Origin of the sequence: Streptomyces sp. NPDC101166 (assembly GCF_044768125.1) — a bacterium.
GTDB lineage: Bacteria > Actinomycetota > Actinomycetes > Streptomycetales > Streptomycetaceae > Streptomyces.
This window is the reverse complement of the sequence record NZ_JBIWPF010000008.1, coordinates 190,033-202,917: the sequence shown is the minus strand read 5'-3', so window position 1 is coordinate 202,917 and position 12,885 is coordinate 190,033. Positions and strand designations below refer to the sequence as shown.

At 72.2% G+C, this 12,885-nt stretch carries 14 protein-coding genes; 1 reads left to right on the top strand and 13 read right to left on the bottom strand.

Annotation, left to right across the window (positions count from 1 at the left end; all coding sequences use genetic code 11):
• Positions 1-142: 142 nt before the first annotated feature.
• On the bottom strand, positions 143-979 hold the full coding sequence (gene tsf / locus ACIRS4_RS16895) for a translation elongation factor Ts (RefSeq protein ID WP_404195907.1): 837 nt from the start codon (positions 977-979) through the stop codon (positions 143-145).
• Positions 980-1,136: 157 nt separating this feature from the next.
• Positions 1,137-2,099: a 30S ribosomal protein S2 gene (gene rpsB, locus ACIRS4_RS16890; RefSeq protein ID WP_404195904.1), complete on the bottom strand. Its 963-nt coding sequence runs from the start codon at positions 2,097-2,099 to the stop codon at positions 1,137-1,139.
• A 271-nt stretch (positions 2,100-2,370) separates the two neighbouring features.
• Here rpsB and ACIRS4_RS16885 point away from each other — a divergent pair, with 271 nt between their 5' ends.
• Complete coding sequence (locus ACIRS4_RS16885; protein ID WP_404195901.1) at positions 2,371-2,988, top strand: murein hydrolase activator EnvC family protein; 618 nt, start codon at positions 2,371-2,373, stop codon at positions 2,986-2,988.
• Between the two features lie 121 nt (positions 2,989-3,109).
• Here ACIRS4_RS16885 and ACIRS4_RS16880 read toward each other — a convergent pair whose 3' ends face one another.
• From ACIRS4_RS16880 to lepB (ACIRS4_RS16830), 11 genes are all read right to left on the bottom strand, one after another.
• Positions 3,110-3,664: a TetR/AcrR family transcriptional regulator gene (locus ACIRS4_RS16880; RefSeq protein WP_404196153.1), complete on the bottom strand. Its 555-nt coding sequence runs from the start codon at positions 3,662-3,664 to the stop codon at positions 3,110-3,112.
• A 118-nt stretch (positions 3,665-3,782) separates the two neighbouring features.
• On the bottom strand, positions 3,783-4,625 hold the full coding sequence (whiG, locus tag ACIRS4_RS16875) for an RNA polymerase sigma factor WhiG (RefSeq protein WP_130444707.1): 843 nt from the start codon (positions 4,623-4,625) through the stop codon (positions 3,783-3,785).
• A 304-nt stretch (positions 4,626-4,929) separates the two neighbouring features.
• Positions 4,930-6,192: a DNA-processing protein DprA gene (dprA, locus tag ACIRS4_RS16870; protein ID WP_404195898.1), complete on the bottom strand. Its 1,263-nt coding sequence runs from the start codon at positions 6,190-6,192 to the stop codon at positions 4,930-4,932.
• Complete coding sequence (locus ACIRS4_RS16865; RefSeq protein ID WP_404195895.1) at positions 6,189-7,814, bottom strand: YifB family Mg chelatase-like AAA ATPase; 1,626 nt, start codon at positions 7,812-7,814, stop codon at positions 6,189-6,191. Before ACIRS4_RS16865 ends, dprA begins: the two co-directional genes overlap by 4 nt.
• A gap of 1 nt (position 7,815) precedes the next feature.
• Positions 7,816-8,259, bottom strand: a complete 444-nt coding sequence (locus ACIRS4_RS16860) for a YraN family protein (protein ID WP_404195892.1) — start codon at positions 8,257-8,259, stop codon at positions 7,816-7,818.
• Between the two features lie 77 nt (positions 8,260-8,336).
• Complete coding sequence (locus tag ACIRS4_RS16855) at positions 8,337-8,645, bottom strand: DUF2469 domain-containing protein (RefSeq protein ID WP_003965949.1); 309 nt, start codon at positions 8,643-8,645, stop codon at positions 8,337-8,339.
• 56 nt (positions 8,646-8,701) lie between these two features.
• Complete coding sequence (locus ACIRS4_RS16850) at positions 8,702-9,256, bottom strand: NUDIX hydrolase (protein ID WP_404195889.1); 555 nt, start codon at positions 9,254-9,256, stop codon at positions 8,702-8,704.
• Entirely contained in the window at positions 9,246-10,025 is a 780-nt protein-coding gene (lepB, locus tag ACIRS4_RS16845) for a signal peptidase I (RefSeq protein WP_404195886.1), read from the bottom strand. Before lepB (ACIRS4_RS16845) ends, ACIRS4_RS16850 begins: the two co-directional genes overlap by 11 nt.
• A gap of 126 nt (positions 10,026-10,151) precedes the next feature.
• Entirely contained in the window at positions 10,152-11,165 is a 1,014-nt protein-coding gene (gene lepB, locus ACIRS4_RS16840) for a signal peptidase I (RefSeq protein WP_404195884.1), read from the bottom strand.
• On the bottom strand, positions 11,053-12,150 hold the full coding sequence (gene lepB, locus ACIRS4_RS16835) for a signal peptidase I (protein WP_404195881.1): 1,098 nt from the start codon (positions 12,148-12,150) through the stop codon (positions 11,053-11,055). Before lepB (ACIRS4_RS16835) ends, lepB (ACIRS4_RS16840) begins: the two co-directional genes overlap by 113 nt.
• Positions 12,143-12,859, bottom strand: coding sequence for a signal peptidase I (lepB, locus tag ACIRS4_RS16830; protein WP_404195878.1), 717 nt, complete (start codon positions 12,857-12,859; stop codon positions 12,143-12,145). Before lepB (ACIRS4_RS16830) ends, lepB (ACIRS4_RS16835) begins: the two co-directional genes overlap by 8 nt.
• Positions 12,860-12,885: the final 26 nt, after the last annotated feature.

Genomic DNA, 12,885 nt, shown 5'->3' with positions numbered 1-12,885 from the left:
TGCCGGTGGGGTGTCGTTCGCAACCCATGCGCGGCAATGGCCTCCTCGTCAGATCTGCTGTCGTCCGTCACGCGTGCGTGACGGCGTACGCGGACGACTCACGTCGACCCTATAGGGGTCGCGCGTCGATCGCGGTACGGACTCAGATGCCGACCTTGATGCGCGAGAAGCGCTTCAGGGTGACACCGGCCTCGTCCAGGACCTTCTGGACGGACTTCTTGTTGTCGAGCGCGTACGGCTGGCCGAGGACGGTGGCGTCCTTGAAGAAGCCGTTGAGGCGACCCTCGACGATCTTGGCGATCGCGGCCTCGGGCTTGCCCTCGGCGCGGGTGGTCTCCTCGGCGATGCGGCGCTCGGACTCGACGACCTCGGCCGGCACCTCGTCCTTGGACAGGTACTTGGGCGCGAAGGCGGCGATGTGCTGGGCGATGCCCTTGGCGACCTCGGCGTTCGGCTTGTCCAGCTCGACGAGGACACCGATCTGCGGGGGCAGGTCGGGCATCGTGCGGTGCATGTACGCGATGACGAAGCCGTCGGCGAACTGCGCGAAGCGGTCCAGGACGATCTTCTCGCCGAGGTTGGCGTTGGCCTCGTCCACGAACGCCTGGACGGTCTTGCCGGCCTCGATCTCGGAGCCGAGCAGGGCGTCGAGGTCGGCCGGGGACGTCTTGGCGACGTGCTCGGCGATCGCGTTGGCGACGGCCTGGAACTTCTCGCCCTTGGCGACGAAGTCCGTCTCGCACTTCAGCTCGACCAGGACACCGGAGGAGTTGTCGTCGGCGATGATCGAGACCACGGCGCCGTTCTCGGCGGAGCGGCCCTCGCGCTTGGCGACGCCCTTCTGGCCCTTGATGCGGAGCGCCTCGACGGCCTTCTCGACGTTGCCCTCGGCCTCGTCCAGCGCCTTCTTGCAGTCCATCATGCCGGCGCCGGTGAGCTCGCGGAGCTTCTTGACGTCGGCGGCGGTGTAGTTCGCCATGAGTCTGTGAGTCTTTCTCGAAGTCTGGAAGATCGACGATCTGCACGGGCCGGAGCCCGCTTCACGGGAACTCTCCGGCTCTGTGCCGACCTACGGGTGAACGGCGGGGGCGGACTTCATGTCAGCGCCCCCGCCGTCAACCGTGACGCTGTGACGGTCAGGCCTGCTCGGCGTCCGCGGCCGGAGCCTCGGCGGTCTCCGCGGCGGGGGCCTCGGCGGTCTCCGCGGCGGGGGCCTCGGGGGTCTCCGCGGGGGCCTCGGCAGCGGGGGCCTCGGTGGCGGGGGCCTCGGTGGCGGGGGCCTCGGTGGCGGGGGCGGCCTCGGCGGCCGGAGCCTCGTCGGCCTTCTTCTCGCCCTCGAGCAGGTCGCGCTCCCACGCGGCCAGCGGCTCGCCGGCGGCCTTGTCGCCCTTGTCGCCGGTGGCGACGCCGGAACGGGCGATGAGGCCCTCGGCGACGGCGTCGGCGATCACGCGGGTGAGCAGGGTGACGGAGCGGATCGCGTCGTCGTTGCCCGGGATCTTGTAGTCGACCTCGTCGGGGTCGCAGTTGGTGTCGAGGATGGCGACGACCGGGATGTTGAGCTTCCGGGCCTCGCCGACCGCGATGTGCTCCTTCTTGGTGTCCACGATCCAGACGGCGCTGGGCACCTTGGACATCTCGCGGATACCGCCGAGGGTCTTCTCGAGCTTGGCCTTCTCACGCGAGAGGACCAGGAGCTCCTTCTTCGTCAGACCCGACGCGGCGACGTCCTCGAAGTCGATGAGCTCGAGCTCCTTGAGGCGCTGCAGGCGCTTGTAGACGGTCGAGAAGTTGGTGAGCATGCCGCCCAGCCAGCGCTGGTTGACGTAGGGCATGCCGACGCGGGTGGCCTGCTCGGCGATGGCCTCCTGCGCCTGCTTCTTCGTGCCGACGAACATGACCGTGCCGCCGTGGGCGACGGTCTCCTTGACGAACTCGTAGGCGCGGTCGATGTACGACAGCGACTGGAGCAGGTCGATGATGTAGATGCCGTTGCGCTCGGTGAAGATGAAGCGCTTCATCTTCGGGTTCCAGCGACGGGTCTGGTGACCGAAGTGGACGCCGCTCTCCAGCAGCTCCCGCATCGTGACGACGGCCATGGCCGTTCTCCTTGGGTTTCTCGGTTGTGCCGCGGATGCCGGACGGCTCCCGCGCCTGACGCCCGCGACGCGCCGAGCCACGAAGGACCGAGGGGCGCTGACACCGACCGGTGAGGGTCTGATGTTGGGGCGTGCGAAGTCGACCCGGTGACCCGGATCGCCAGAAGAAGTGTACGGGACCGGCGGACCACCGGGTGACGCCGCTGTCCACAACCGGGCGCCGGTCCACAGCCTCGGGCACGGCCGGCGGTTTCCGGCCACGCTGTGCGGCATGAACGCGAAGCGGTGCGGGGGCCTGCTGCTGCTCCTGCCGATCATCATGTCGATGCCTGTGGCCTGGGCGGATCCCTCACCGCCCGGGCCGTCCCCGGGTCCGCCGACATCCCCGTCCACATCCCCGCTCGCGCCTACGGCCGCGCCCACGCCCCCGTCCGGGCCGGTGCCGGCGATCGGCCGCGCCTGGCCGGTGGGGAGGCGCCCACCGGTGCTGCGCGGCTGGGAGCCCCCGGCGACGGTGTACGGGCGCGGCCACCGCGGTGTGGACCTGGCGGCCGCTCCCGGCGCTCCGGTCCGGGCGGTGGCGGCCGGCCGGGTCTCCTTCGCCGGGCGGGTCGCGGGCAGAGGCGTCGTGTCGGTGGAACTGACGGGCACGGACCTGCGCACGACGTACGAGCCGGTGGCGGCGACCGTCCGCGAGGGAGACGAGGTCGCGGCGGGCGATCAGGTGGGCACGGTCCAGCCGAGCGGCTCCCACTGCACGTCCCCGTGCGTCCACTGGGGCCTGCGAAGGAAGGAGGCCTACCTGAACCCTCTGTCGCTGCTTCCGCCGTGGCTGCTGCGCCGAGGTCCGTCCCGTCTGCTGCCGGTCCTGGGCGTGCCGCTGCCGTAGGAGCACCGCCCCGAGCCGCTCAGCGCGGCCGCTCAACGGAGGGCCGCTCGGAAGAGGGCCGCTCGGCAGAGGGCCGCTCAGCCGACCCGCTCGACGCGGCCCGGCCCGCCGGCGCGGCGGCTCAGCCCAGAACCCCCCGCAGCACCATCCCCACCGCGGCCTCGGTCACCCCGTCCGGCTCCTCCGCGCCCAGCTCGATCCTGCGGACCGCCGCGTCCACGACTCCCTGCACCAGCATCGCCGCCAGCCGGGGCTCCGTGTGCCCCATCGCAGCCAGCGCCTCCACGATCATCGCGACGAGCGAACCGTGCGCCGCGCGGATCTTCTCCCGCGCCCCCGCGTCCAGCTCGCTGGCCGAGATGGCCACCACAGCCCGGTGCCGCCGGTCCCCCACCAGCGCCAGCTGCCGCCGCACATACGCCTCGACCTTGGCCGAAGGCTCGTCCACCGCGGCCATCGCCGCCGACACCTCCGCCGCCCACACGGGGAAGTCGACCTCGCACAGCTCCTCGACCACGGCCGCCCGTGACCGGAAGTACTCGTACACGGACGAACGCGCGAGCCCCGTCCGCTCGGCGAGGGCGGGGAAGGTCAGCGCCTCCGTCCCGCCCTCGGACAGCAATGACCGGGCCGCGTCCAGCAGGGCGGCTCGCTGCATCGTCCGGTGCTCGGCCACGGAGGCCGCTCGAATCCTTGGCACGTCACCACTTTACGGACGCCGCCCCTTCGGCGGGAGTGACTCGGCCCGCCCGCCGGCGGGCCGGTCAGCCGTCCGCCGCACGGCCCCGACCGGGTCAACGGCCGAAGCTCGCCAGCTTCGCGCGCAACTGGAGCACGGATTTGGTGTGGATCTGACTGACCCTGCTCTCGGTGACGCCCAGCACGTTCCCGATCTCGGCCAGGGTCAGCCCTTCGTAGTAGTACAGCGTCACGACCGTCTTCTCCCGGTCGGGCAGGGTGTTGATGGCCCGTGCCAGGAATCTGCGCAGCTCCCGGTCCTCGGCCACCTCCACGGGGTTGTCCGCGGCGGTGTCCTCCAGCGTGTCCATGACGCTGAGGCCGTCCCCGCCCTCGCCCCCCACATGCAGCAGCTCCTCCAGTGCGACCACGTTGGCCAGCGACAACTGGCTGAACACCGCGTGCAGCTCGTCCACCGCGATGCCCAGTTCGGCGGCGACCTCGCCCTCCGAGGGCGTGCGGCGCAGCCGCGCCTCCAGCGTCGCGTAGGCCCGCTCGACGTTGCGCGCCTTCTGCCGCACGGACCGCGGGATCCAGTCCAGCGCCCGCAGCTCGTCGATCATCGCGCCCCGGATCCGGGTGATCGCGTACGTCTCGAACTTGATCTCGCGGTCGAGGTCGAACTTCTCGATCGCGTCGATCAGCCCGAACACGCCCGAGGACACGAAGTCCGCCTGCTCCACGTTGGGCGGCAGTCCGACGCTCACCCGCCCGGCCACGTACTTCACCAGCGGTGAGTAGTGCAGGATCAGCTGCTCCCGCAGCCGCTCGTCCCCCGTCGCCTTGTACGAGCGCCACAGCTCGTCGAGCGTCGAGGGAGCGGGCGGTCTCACGCTGCCACCGTCGCGGGCGGCTGGGGGGATCGCCGCCCGGTCGGACCCGGAGGTGTGCTGGGGCATACGTCGCCTTGTGCCGTTTCTGCCGTGGAGATACGTGTGTGATGCGGTGTGACGCCTACTGGTGGGATGTGCTGCCGAGTGCTGCGATGTGATGGCTGTTGGCCGGTCTGTGACGGAATCCTCGTGAGCGTAGCGTGACTGGAGCGTCGCGGTGTGCGAAGGTCGCGCCCGGACCGGTGCGGGGACCGACCTCGGCGGCCGCCGCCCAGGGGCACGCCGTTCGCCCCGGGCGACGCCGGGGACGCGTCAACTGCGCGCGTTCTCAAGGCTGTCGACGTTCGCCCGGACGGCCGAACCCACCCGGTCAACACGGGTGTCCACCCCGTCGGGCGGACACCACCGCCTGGCGTGTCAACTTCCAGTCGTCGCCATGTCGTTCGACGTATCCGAGTGCTCTGAGTTCGTACAGTCGGGCGATCGCGTCGTCCGGCGTGGTGCGCGCCTCCCGGGCGATCTCGCCCACGGCCGCGGCTCGCCGGGAGGGGAGCGCGGCCAGGACGCCGCGGGCGCCCGGCGCCAGCAGGTCGCGCGGAAACGCCGTTTCCCGCCGCTCCGGCGCCAGCTCGCCCATGTCCCCGACCAGCTCGACGACCTCGGCGGCGTCGGTGACCAGCACGGCCTCCTCCCGCAGGAGTGTGTGCACCCCGGCCGACTGGGCGCTGGTGACCGGTCCGGGCACGCCCATCGTGTGCCGGCCCAGCCGTTGCGCCGCCCGCGCGGTGACCAGGGAGCCGCTGCGGTGCGCCGCCTCGACGACCACCGTGCCCCGGGTGAGGGCGGCGATCACCCGGTTGCGCAGGATGAACCGGCTCGGCGTCGGGTGGTCGCCCGGCGGCAGCTCCCCCACCACCAGGCCCTGCCGGGCGATCCGGTCGAGCAACTGCGTATGGCCGCGCGGATAGGGCCGGTCGACTCCGCAGGCCAGGACGGCGACCGTGGCTCCGCCCGCCCCGAGGGCGCCCCGGTGCGCGGCGCCGTCGACGCCGTAAGCGCCGCCGGAGACCACCACCCAGCCGCGTTCGGCGAGGCCCGCGGCGAGGGTGGCCGCCATGTGCGCGCCGTACTCGGTGCAGGCGCGGGCGCCGACGACGGCGACCGAGCGCAGCGCCCATATCCGCAGGCTGGGACCACCCCGCACCCACAGACCGAGCGGCCGGGCGTCCCCGAGGTCGTCCAGCGGGCCGGGCCACTCCGCGTCCCCCGGGCACAGGAACCGCACCCCGGCCCGCCGCGCCGCGGCCAGATCCCGCCGGGGCGCCGCCTCGTCACCCCGCGCCCGCAGCCCGGCCCACCGCCTGGGACTCACCCCGGGCAGCGCGTCCCCGTGGCCGCGCAGCCGCCGGGCCACCTCGGGCGCGCCGTACTCGCGCACCCAGCGCCCTCCGGTCTCGTCGCCCGGCTCGACGACCCTGGCGAGGAACACCCGCGCGAGCCGCTCCCCGTCCGGCTCGTCGCACCCCGCCTCGCCGAACGCCGGCCCGTCCGGGTCCGGCCCGCCTGTCTCCCCGGCACCGGCCGGCTCCTCGGGCCCCGGTCCGCCGCGCCCCCGGCCGTCGACGCCGGTCACGCCATCGCCCCGAGCGCCATGGGCACCCCGCGCGGCACCCCGGTGCGCAGCTGGAGCGCCAGGGCGACGTCCGTCGCGTCGGGCCGGTCGTGCCCGACGAGGTCGGCGACGGTCCAGGCCACCCGCAGGACCCGGTCCAGGCCCCGGGCGGTGAGCACCCCGCGCTCCAGGTTCCGCTCGGCCTCGTCCATCGCCCCGCTCAGCGGGTGCCAGCGGCTGCGCAGCTCACGCCCCGGGACTTCGCTGTTGGTCCGCCACGGGGTGCCGGCCAGCCGGGCCGACGCGCGTTCCCTCGCGGCCCTGACCCGCTCGGCGACCGTCGCGGTCGTCTCGCCGCCGGGGCCGCGGTGGGCCAGTTCGGCCCTGCTCACCGGGTCCACCTCGACGCGCAGGTCGACACGGTCGAGCAGCGGCCCGGAGAGCCTGGCCTGGTAGCGCCGGACCGCCGAGGGCGAGCACTCGCACAGGGTGTCCCGCAGCGAGAAGCGACCGCAGGGACACGGATTCGCCGCGAGCACCATCAGGAAGCGCGCGGGGAACCGCACCACGCCCGCGCTGCGGGCGATCACGACGTGCCCCGCCTCCAGGGGCTGGCGCAGGGCGTCGAGAGCGTGGCTGCTGAACTCGGGGGTCTCGTCCAGGAAGAGCACCCCCCGGTGGGCCATCGACACGGCTCCGGGCCGGGCGATGTGGGGTCCGCCGCCGACGAGCGCCTGCATCGTGGCCGAGTGGTGCGGTGCGCAGTACGGCGGGACGTCGATCAGGGGCTTGCCCGGCGGCAGGAGGCCGGCCACCGAGTGCACCGCCGTGACCTCCAGCGACTCCTCCCGGCACAGCCGGGGCAGCACGGCCGGCAGCCGCTCGGCCAGCATGGTCTTGCCGGCGCCCGGCGGCCCTTCGAGGAACAGGTGGTGTCCCCCGGCGGCGGCGACCTCGACCGCCGTGCGCGCCGAGCGCTGCCCGACGACGTCGGCGAGGTCGTGCCCCTGGTCGTGGGGGGCGGAGCCAATGGTGTGCATACCGGTGGCGGCGCCCGTCCCGGGCATCCGCAGGCCTGCCAGGAGAGGGTCGGGGCGGCCCGCCTCGTCCGGCTCCTCGTCGGGCACGGGCTCGTCCGCGAGCACGGCGATCAGCTGCCGCAGGCTGCGCACGCCGAGCACCGAGACACCGGGCACCAGGGAGGCCTCGGCGGCCGCGCACTCCGGGACGACGACCTGCTCGTACCCGGCGTCCGCCGCCGCCAGCACCGCCGGGAGGATGCCCCGCACGGGACGCACCCGGCCGTCCAGCCCCAGTTCACCGATCATGACGATGTCGGCCAGCACCCGCGGGTCGATCCGCTCGGACGCGCCGAGCACCGCACTGGCGATGGCGAGGTCGAAGCCCGAACCCGCCTTGGGCACGGAGGCCGGGCTGAGGCCGACGGTGAGCTTCTTCTGCGGCCACTCGCCGCCCGAGTTCACCACCGCCGCCCGCACCCGGTCCCGGCTCTCGCTCAAGCTCTTGTCCGGCAGCCCCACCAGCGTGAAGGCCGCGACCCCGGGCTCCAGGTCGGCCTGGACCTCGACCACGACGCCTTCAACGCCCACCAGCGCCACCGAGCACGTACGCGCGAAGCCCATCTCAGGCCACCCCCCGCACGTGCTCGACGACGGCGGCGCCGCGGCGGGGCAGCACCACGCCGACCAGATCGATGCGGACGCCGCCCGGTGGCGCTCCCCCGTGCGCGTGGATCCATCGCTCGGCCAGGCAGCGCAGACGGCGGGCCTTGTCCGGCGTCACCGCCGCCATCGGGTGCTGGAAACCGCCGTCCCTGCGGGTCTTGACCTCGCAGACGACCAGGACGTCGCCGTCCCGCGCGACGATGTCGATCTCGCCGGCCCTGCCACAGCGCCAGTTGCGCCCCAGGATCGCCATCCCGGCCCCGGCCAGCCGTCGGGCGGCCAGCTCCTCGCCGTACCTGCCGAGCGCGCCTCGCGCCAGATCCGTGCTCGTGGACGAGCCGCCGCCCGTGCCGGTGCTCGTGTTCGCGTTCATGTCGGCACCACCTCCGGCGCCCACGTTCACGCGTTCACGGCTCCGTTGAGGATCTTGGTGCGCAACTCAGCGGTTGTGGACAACTCCGTCACCCACACGGGTCGGGCTCATCCGCCCGGCAGCTCCAGGTCGCTCTTGTTCAACTCCTCGATGTTCACGTCCTTGAACGTGAGCACCCGCACCTGCTTCACGAACCGCGCCGGCCGGTACATGTCCCAGACCCAGGCGTCCGCCATCGACACCTCGAAGAACACCTCGCCTTGGACCGAGTGCACCTGCATCTCGTAGTCGTTGGTCAGGTAGAAGCGCCGCTCGGTCTCGATCACGTATTTGAACAGACCGACGACATCGCGGTACTCCCGGTAGAGCTTCAGCTCCATCTCGGTCTCGTACTTCTCGAGGTCCTCGGCGCTCATGGCATGTTCCCCTTCAGCCGTGCGATCCCACCATTGTGCGCCAGTCCCGGGAGCCGCTAGACGATTTCCGTGTCGAGCGTCACCGGGCCGGCCGGGGGACCTTCGTCGAGCAGCCTGCTGAGCAGCTCGGCGAGTCTGGTCGGATACACCGTCTCATGTGCCCGGCTCAGTTCCCGACACGTCCACCAACGCGCTCCCGCGACGCTGCGCCGCTCCAGTTCGGTCAGGGCCGTGGCGCGGGTCGCCGTCACGGTCGTCCGGGCGAGGTAGTACCACTCGTCCTGGTCCCAGCGGCGGCCCGCGAACGGGAAGGAGCACCTCCGCCGCCAGAGCACCGGGCCGAGTTCGACCTCGGTGATGCCCGTCTCCTCGGCGAGTTCCCGCAGAGCGGCCTCTTCACGGGTCTCGTCGCCCTCCACGCCGCCGCCGGGCGTGAACCACCAGTCGTCGGCCGGATCGTCCGGCTCATGGCCGTGCAGCAGCAGGATGCGGTCCTCGGGGTCGAGCAGCACGACCCGGGCCACCTTGCGCAGGCCGCCCGTGTACGTGTCGGCCGCGCCCGGCGGCAGGTCCGTCCCGGCCGGCTCGCCGGGCACCGGCTCAGCCGGCACTCGCGGCCCCCGTGCCCGCCCCGGCCCCGCGTCCGGAGGTCCGCTTGGCGATGGGCCCGTAGGCGCCGCCGCCGAGGACGAGCACCGCGCCGGCGACGATCAGCCAGCCGATCGTGCGCAGCGGGCCGGGCTCGGAGAGGTGGCCGAGCGCCTGGAAGCCCGTGGGGCGCTTCAGCATGCCGTTCATCGGCCAGACGACGGCGTCGACGCGGGCGGTGACGGCGGAGGCGGCCACGGTGCCCTGGGCGGCGTCGGTGAGGTGGGCGGTGGAGTCCAGCGAGCCCTGGCGCTCGTCGCCGAGCAGGAACAGCCGCCCCTCGGGGACCTCCACCTCGGGAATGCTCTTGACCTCGGCGGGGGCGCCCTTGGGCAGATACGGTTCGTCGATCTGCTTGCCGTTGACGGTCAGCTTGCCGTTCGTGCAGCAGGCGACGGTGTCGCCGCCGACCGCGACCACGCGCTTGACGACGGGCGCGTCGGCCCAGTTGGTGTCCTTGAAGACGACGACGTCACCGCGGCGCACCTCGTCGCCGTCCACCACCTGTGCGAGGACCCGGTCGCCGGCGTTGATCGTCGGGACCATCGAACCGGTGGGCACGGTGTAGGGGCGGTAGGTCAGCGCCGCCCAGCCGAATCCGCCCAGGAACAGCACCAGGCCCAGCGCGACGGCCAGTCCGGACAGGCGCTGTCCGGTCCGGCTGCCCACCGGGCCGCTGCTGGTGCCACCGCCGCTGTGCGGGGCCGTACGCGTCGTGCTCTCGCCACCCATGGGTCCGCACCCTACCCGGGGGTACCGAGCCGGGGCAGCCCTTCCCCGTCAGCCGGGGGCGCATCCTTGGGAAAGGGTTTGCCGACGCCCTGGCCTCAGCGGCTCCGCCGGCCGGAGGCCCTGGCCTCAGCGGCTCTGCCCCGAGGTCACGGTCCGCACAGTCCGCTCGCCGGAGGAGTCCGCACGCCGACGGCGCCACAGGACCACGGGGACGACGCCGGCGAGGGCGACGCCCTGCGGGGCGACGGTGAGCGCGGCGGATCCCGCGGCCTGCGGGTTCAGGCCCTGCTGGTCGAAGGTGTCCGGCACGGGCAGCGTGCCCCAGCGGTTGATCGGCCAGGCCTTGACGACGGCGCGGCCGACGACCTGGTCGACGGGGACCATGCCGTGGTTCTTGTCGGACTGGTTGTAGCGGGAGTCCCGCGAGTTCTGCCGGTGGTCGCCCATGACCCAGATGAAGCCCTCAGGAACCTTCACAGAGAACTGGCCGCCCTGGTCGTCCTGGCTGCACGGGGTGTTGCCGGGGTAGACGTACGGCTCGTCGAGGGCCTTGCCGTTGACGGTGAGCGGGCCGGTGCCCTTGCAGGAGACGGTGTCGCCGCCGACGCCGACGACCCGCTTGATCAGGTCCTTCTCCTCCGCCGACGGCATCAGGCCGATCCAGCTGAGGAAGGTCTGCACCGCGTTCGGCTCGGGCGTGGGCTCGCCCGCGAGCCACTTGTCCGGGTCGTGGAAGACGACGACCTCACCGCGCTCGGGCTCGGAGCCGAACCACGGGGTGAGCTTGTCGACGAGGACCCGGTCGCCCTGCTGGAGGGTGTTCTGCATCGAGTCCGAGGGGATCGAGAACGCCTGCACCAGGAACGTCTTGATGAGTAGGGCGAGGACGAGCGCGATGCCGATCAGGATCGGCAGTTCCTTCCAGAAGGAACGCGGCTTCTTCGCCTTGGGCGCGCCGTCACCCGGGCCCGGCTCCGTCGTGGGCGGCTGTCCGCCCCCGGGGCCCTCGCCGCCCGCCACCGGGGCGTCATTCCCGGAGGTCACGGCGCCGTCCGTAGCCTGGTCGGCCGCTTCCACGGGACGTCCGCGGTACTCCTCGCCGTCGTGCCCGGACCGTGCGCCAACCGCCACATCCCCCACGCCAACTCCTAACTCTGTGCCGCTGCCTGCCCCACATACGGCGCAGGCCCACCACTCCCATAACGAGCGGGAGTTCCGCAGGGCTCGGGAGTCGGACCGGTCCGTTCGGATGGTCGGGAGCAACCCTATGCGACGTGCCGGGGGCCGAGGTCGTCGCGAAGCCCGAGTCGGTCACGGAGGAAAAGGTTTGCGGTTCTTTTAGGGAGTTCCAGCGACCGAGGGGCCACGCGATGACCATGGCTCGGCCCAGTACGCCGTCCTCGGAGACGGTGCCGCCGTAGTCGGTGTCCTGGTGGAAGCGGGAGTCGGCGGAGTTGCCGCGGTGGTCGCCCATCACCCAGAGCCGGCCCTGGGGGACGGTGATGTCGAAGGCCATCGTGGAGGGGGCGTCGCCCGGGTAGATGTAGTTTCCCTCGTTCAGGGGAACGCCGTTGACGGTGACCCGTCCGGTGCCGTCGCAGCACTGGACGCGGTCGCCGCCCACGCCGACGACCCGTTTGATGAGGTCCTTCTCGTCGTCGGACGGCAGCAGGCCGATGAAGGTGAGCCCTTCCTTGATCTGCTTGACGACGACGGGGTCCTCCTTCTTCGGGGAGGTCTGCTCGTCCTGCAGCCAGCCGCCGGGGTCCTTGAAGACGACGACGTCCCCGCGCTGCGGCTTGGACCCGAACCACGGGGTGAACTTGTCCACCAGGACGCGGTCCCCGATCTGGATCGTCTGCTCCATCGAACCGGAGGGGATCACGAAGGCCTGCACGAGGAACGTCTTGAGCACCAGGGCGATGAGCACGGCGACGCCGACGAGCAGCGGGATCTCCCGGACGGCGCTCCGCCTTCGCTTGCGCTTGACCTTGCGCTGGAGCTTGCGCCGTTCCGTGCGCGAGCGTCCGCCGCCGCCGGGGGTGGAGGTGCGCCGTGCGCCGGTGGGCAGGAGGTTGTCCGCGGCGCTGACGGGCACGCCACGCGGCTTTCCGCGGTTACCCATCGGCGCCCTCCCCGGCCGGCACGCGCGCGTAGGCGCTCGGGCGATGCAGTCGGGCCTGGTGGGCGTAGGGCCAGACGACCCAGTCGGCGCGGCCGATCACCTCGCCGACGGGGATCATGCCGCCGCCCGGTGACCCCAGGTGATCGCGGGAGTCGCTGGAGGCGCTGCGGTGGTCGCCGAGGACGAACAGGGCGCCTTCGGGCACGACGACGTCGAAGGGCACCGTGGAGGGGCTGTCGCCCGGGTACAGGAACGTCGACTCGTCGACCGGCCGGCCGTTCACCTGGATCCTCCCGTCCTTGTCACAGCAGACCACGTGGTCTCTTCCCACACCCACAACGCGTTTGATGTAGTCCGCGTGCCCGAAGTACCCGGTGCCGTCGAACACGACGACGTCGCCGCGCCGCGGCTCGGCACCGAAACGGTACGCCAACTTATTTACGAGAACCCGGTCCCCGATCCTCAATCCGGTTTCCATGGATCGGCTGGGAATCTGGAAGGGCTGAGCCACGAAACTGTTCAAGAACAGCGAAAACAGCAGACAGGCGAGGAGGGTGAGGCTGATCCACCCGCCGGGGACCCATTCCTTGACGCGCCCCGCCAACGCGGAACGCGACCGTCCCTCCGGCTCCGCCGCGTCCGAGGGGTGCTCGGAAGGGGCGGGTGCGGAGGAGCGGTCGCGCTCCGTGTGCTGTGCTTCGGTGTCCATCGAGGCCAGATGTTATCCGGCCGGGC

What these genes read in the sequence shown, in the direction of transcription:
- rpsB (WP_404195904.1), bottom strand. Translation starts at nt 2,099, where the DNA reads ATGGCCGTCGTCACGATGCGGGAGCTGCTGGAGAGCGGCGTCCACTTC.
- lepB (WP_404195881.1), bottom strand. Translation starts at nt 12,150, where the DNA reads ATGGGTAACCGCGGAAAGCCGCGTGGCGTGCCCGTCAGCGCCGCGGAC.
- ACIRS4_RS16855 (WP_003965949.1), bottom strand. Translation starts at nt 8,645, where the DNA reads ATGAGCGCCGAGGACCTCGAGAAGTACGAGACCGAGATGGAGCTGAAG.
- ACIRS4_RS16885 (WP_404195901.1), top strand. Translation starts at nt 2,371, where the DNA reads ATGAACGCGAAGCGGTGCGGGGGCCTGCTGCTGCTCCTGCCGATCATC.
- ACIRS4_RS16865 (WP_404195895.1), bottom strand. Translation starts at nt 7,814, where the DNA reads ATGGGCTTCGCGCGTACGTGCTCGGTGGCGCTGGTGGGCGTTGAAGGC.
- tsf (WP_404195907.1), bottom strand. Translation starts at nt 979, where the DNA reads ATGGCGAACTACACCGCCGCCGACGTCAAGAAGCTCCGCGAGCTCACC.
- lepB (WP_404195878.1), bottom strand. Translation starts at nt 12,859, where the DNA reads ATGGACACCGAAGCACAGCACACGGAGCGCGACCGCTCCTCCGCACCC.
- whiG (WP_130444707.1), bottom strand. Translation starts at nt 4,625, where the DNA reads ATGCCCCAGCACACCTCCGGGTCCGACCGGGCGGCGATCCCCCCAGCC.
- lepB (WP_404195886.1), bottom strand. Translation starts at nt 10,025, where the DNA reads ATGGGTGGCGAGAGCACGACGCGTACGGCCCCGCACAGCGGCGGTGGC.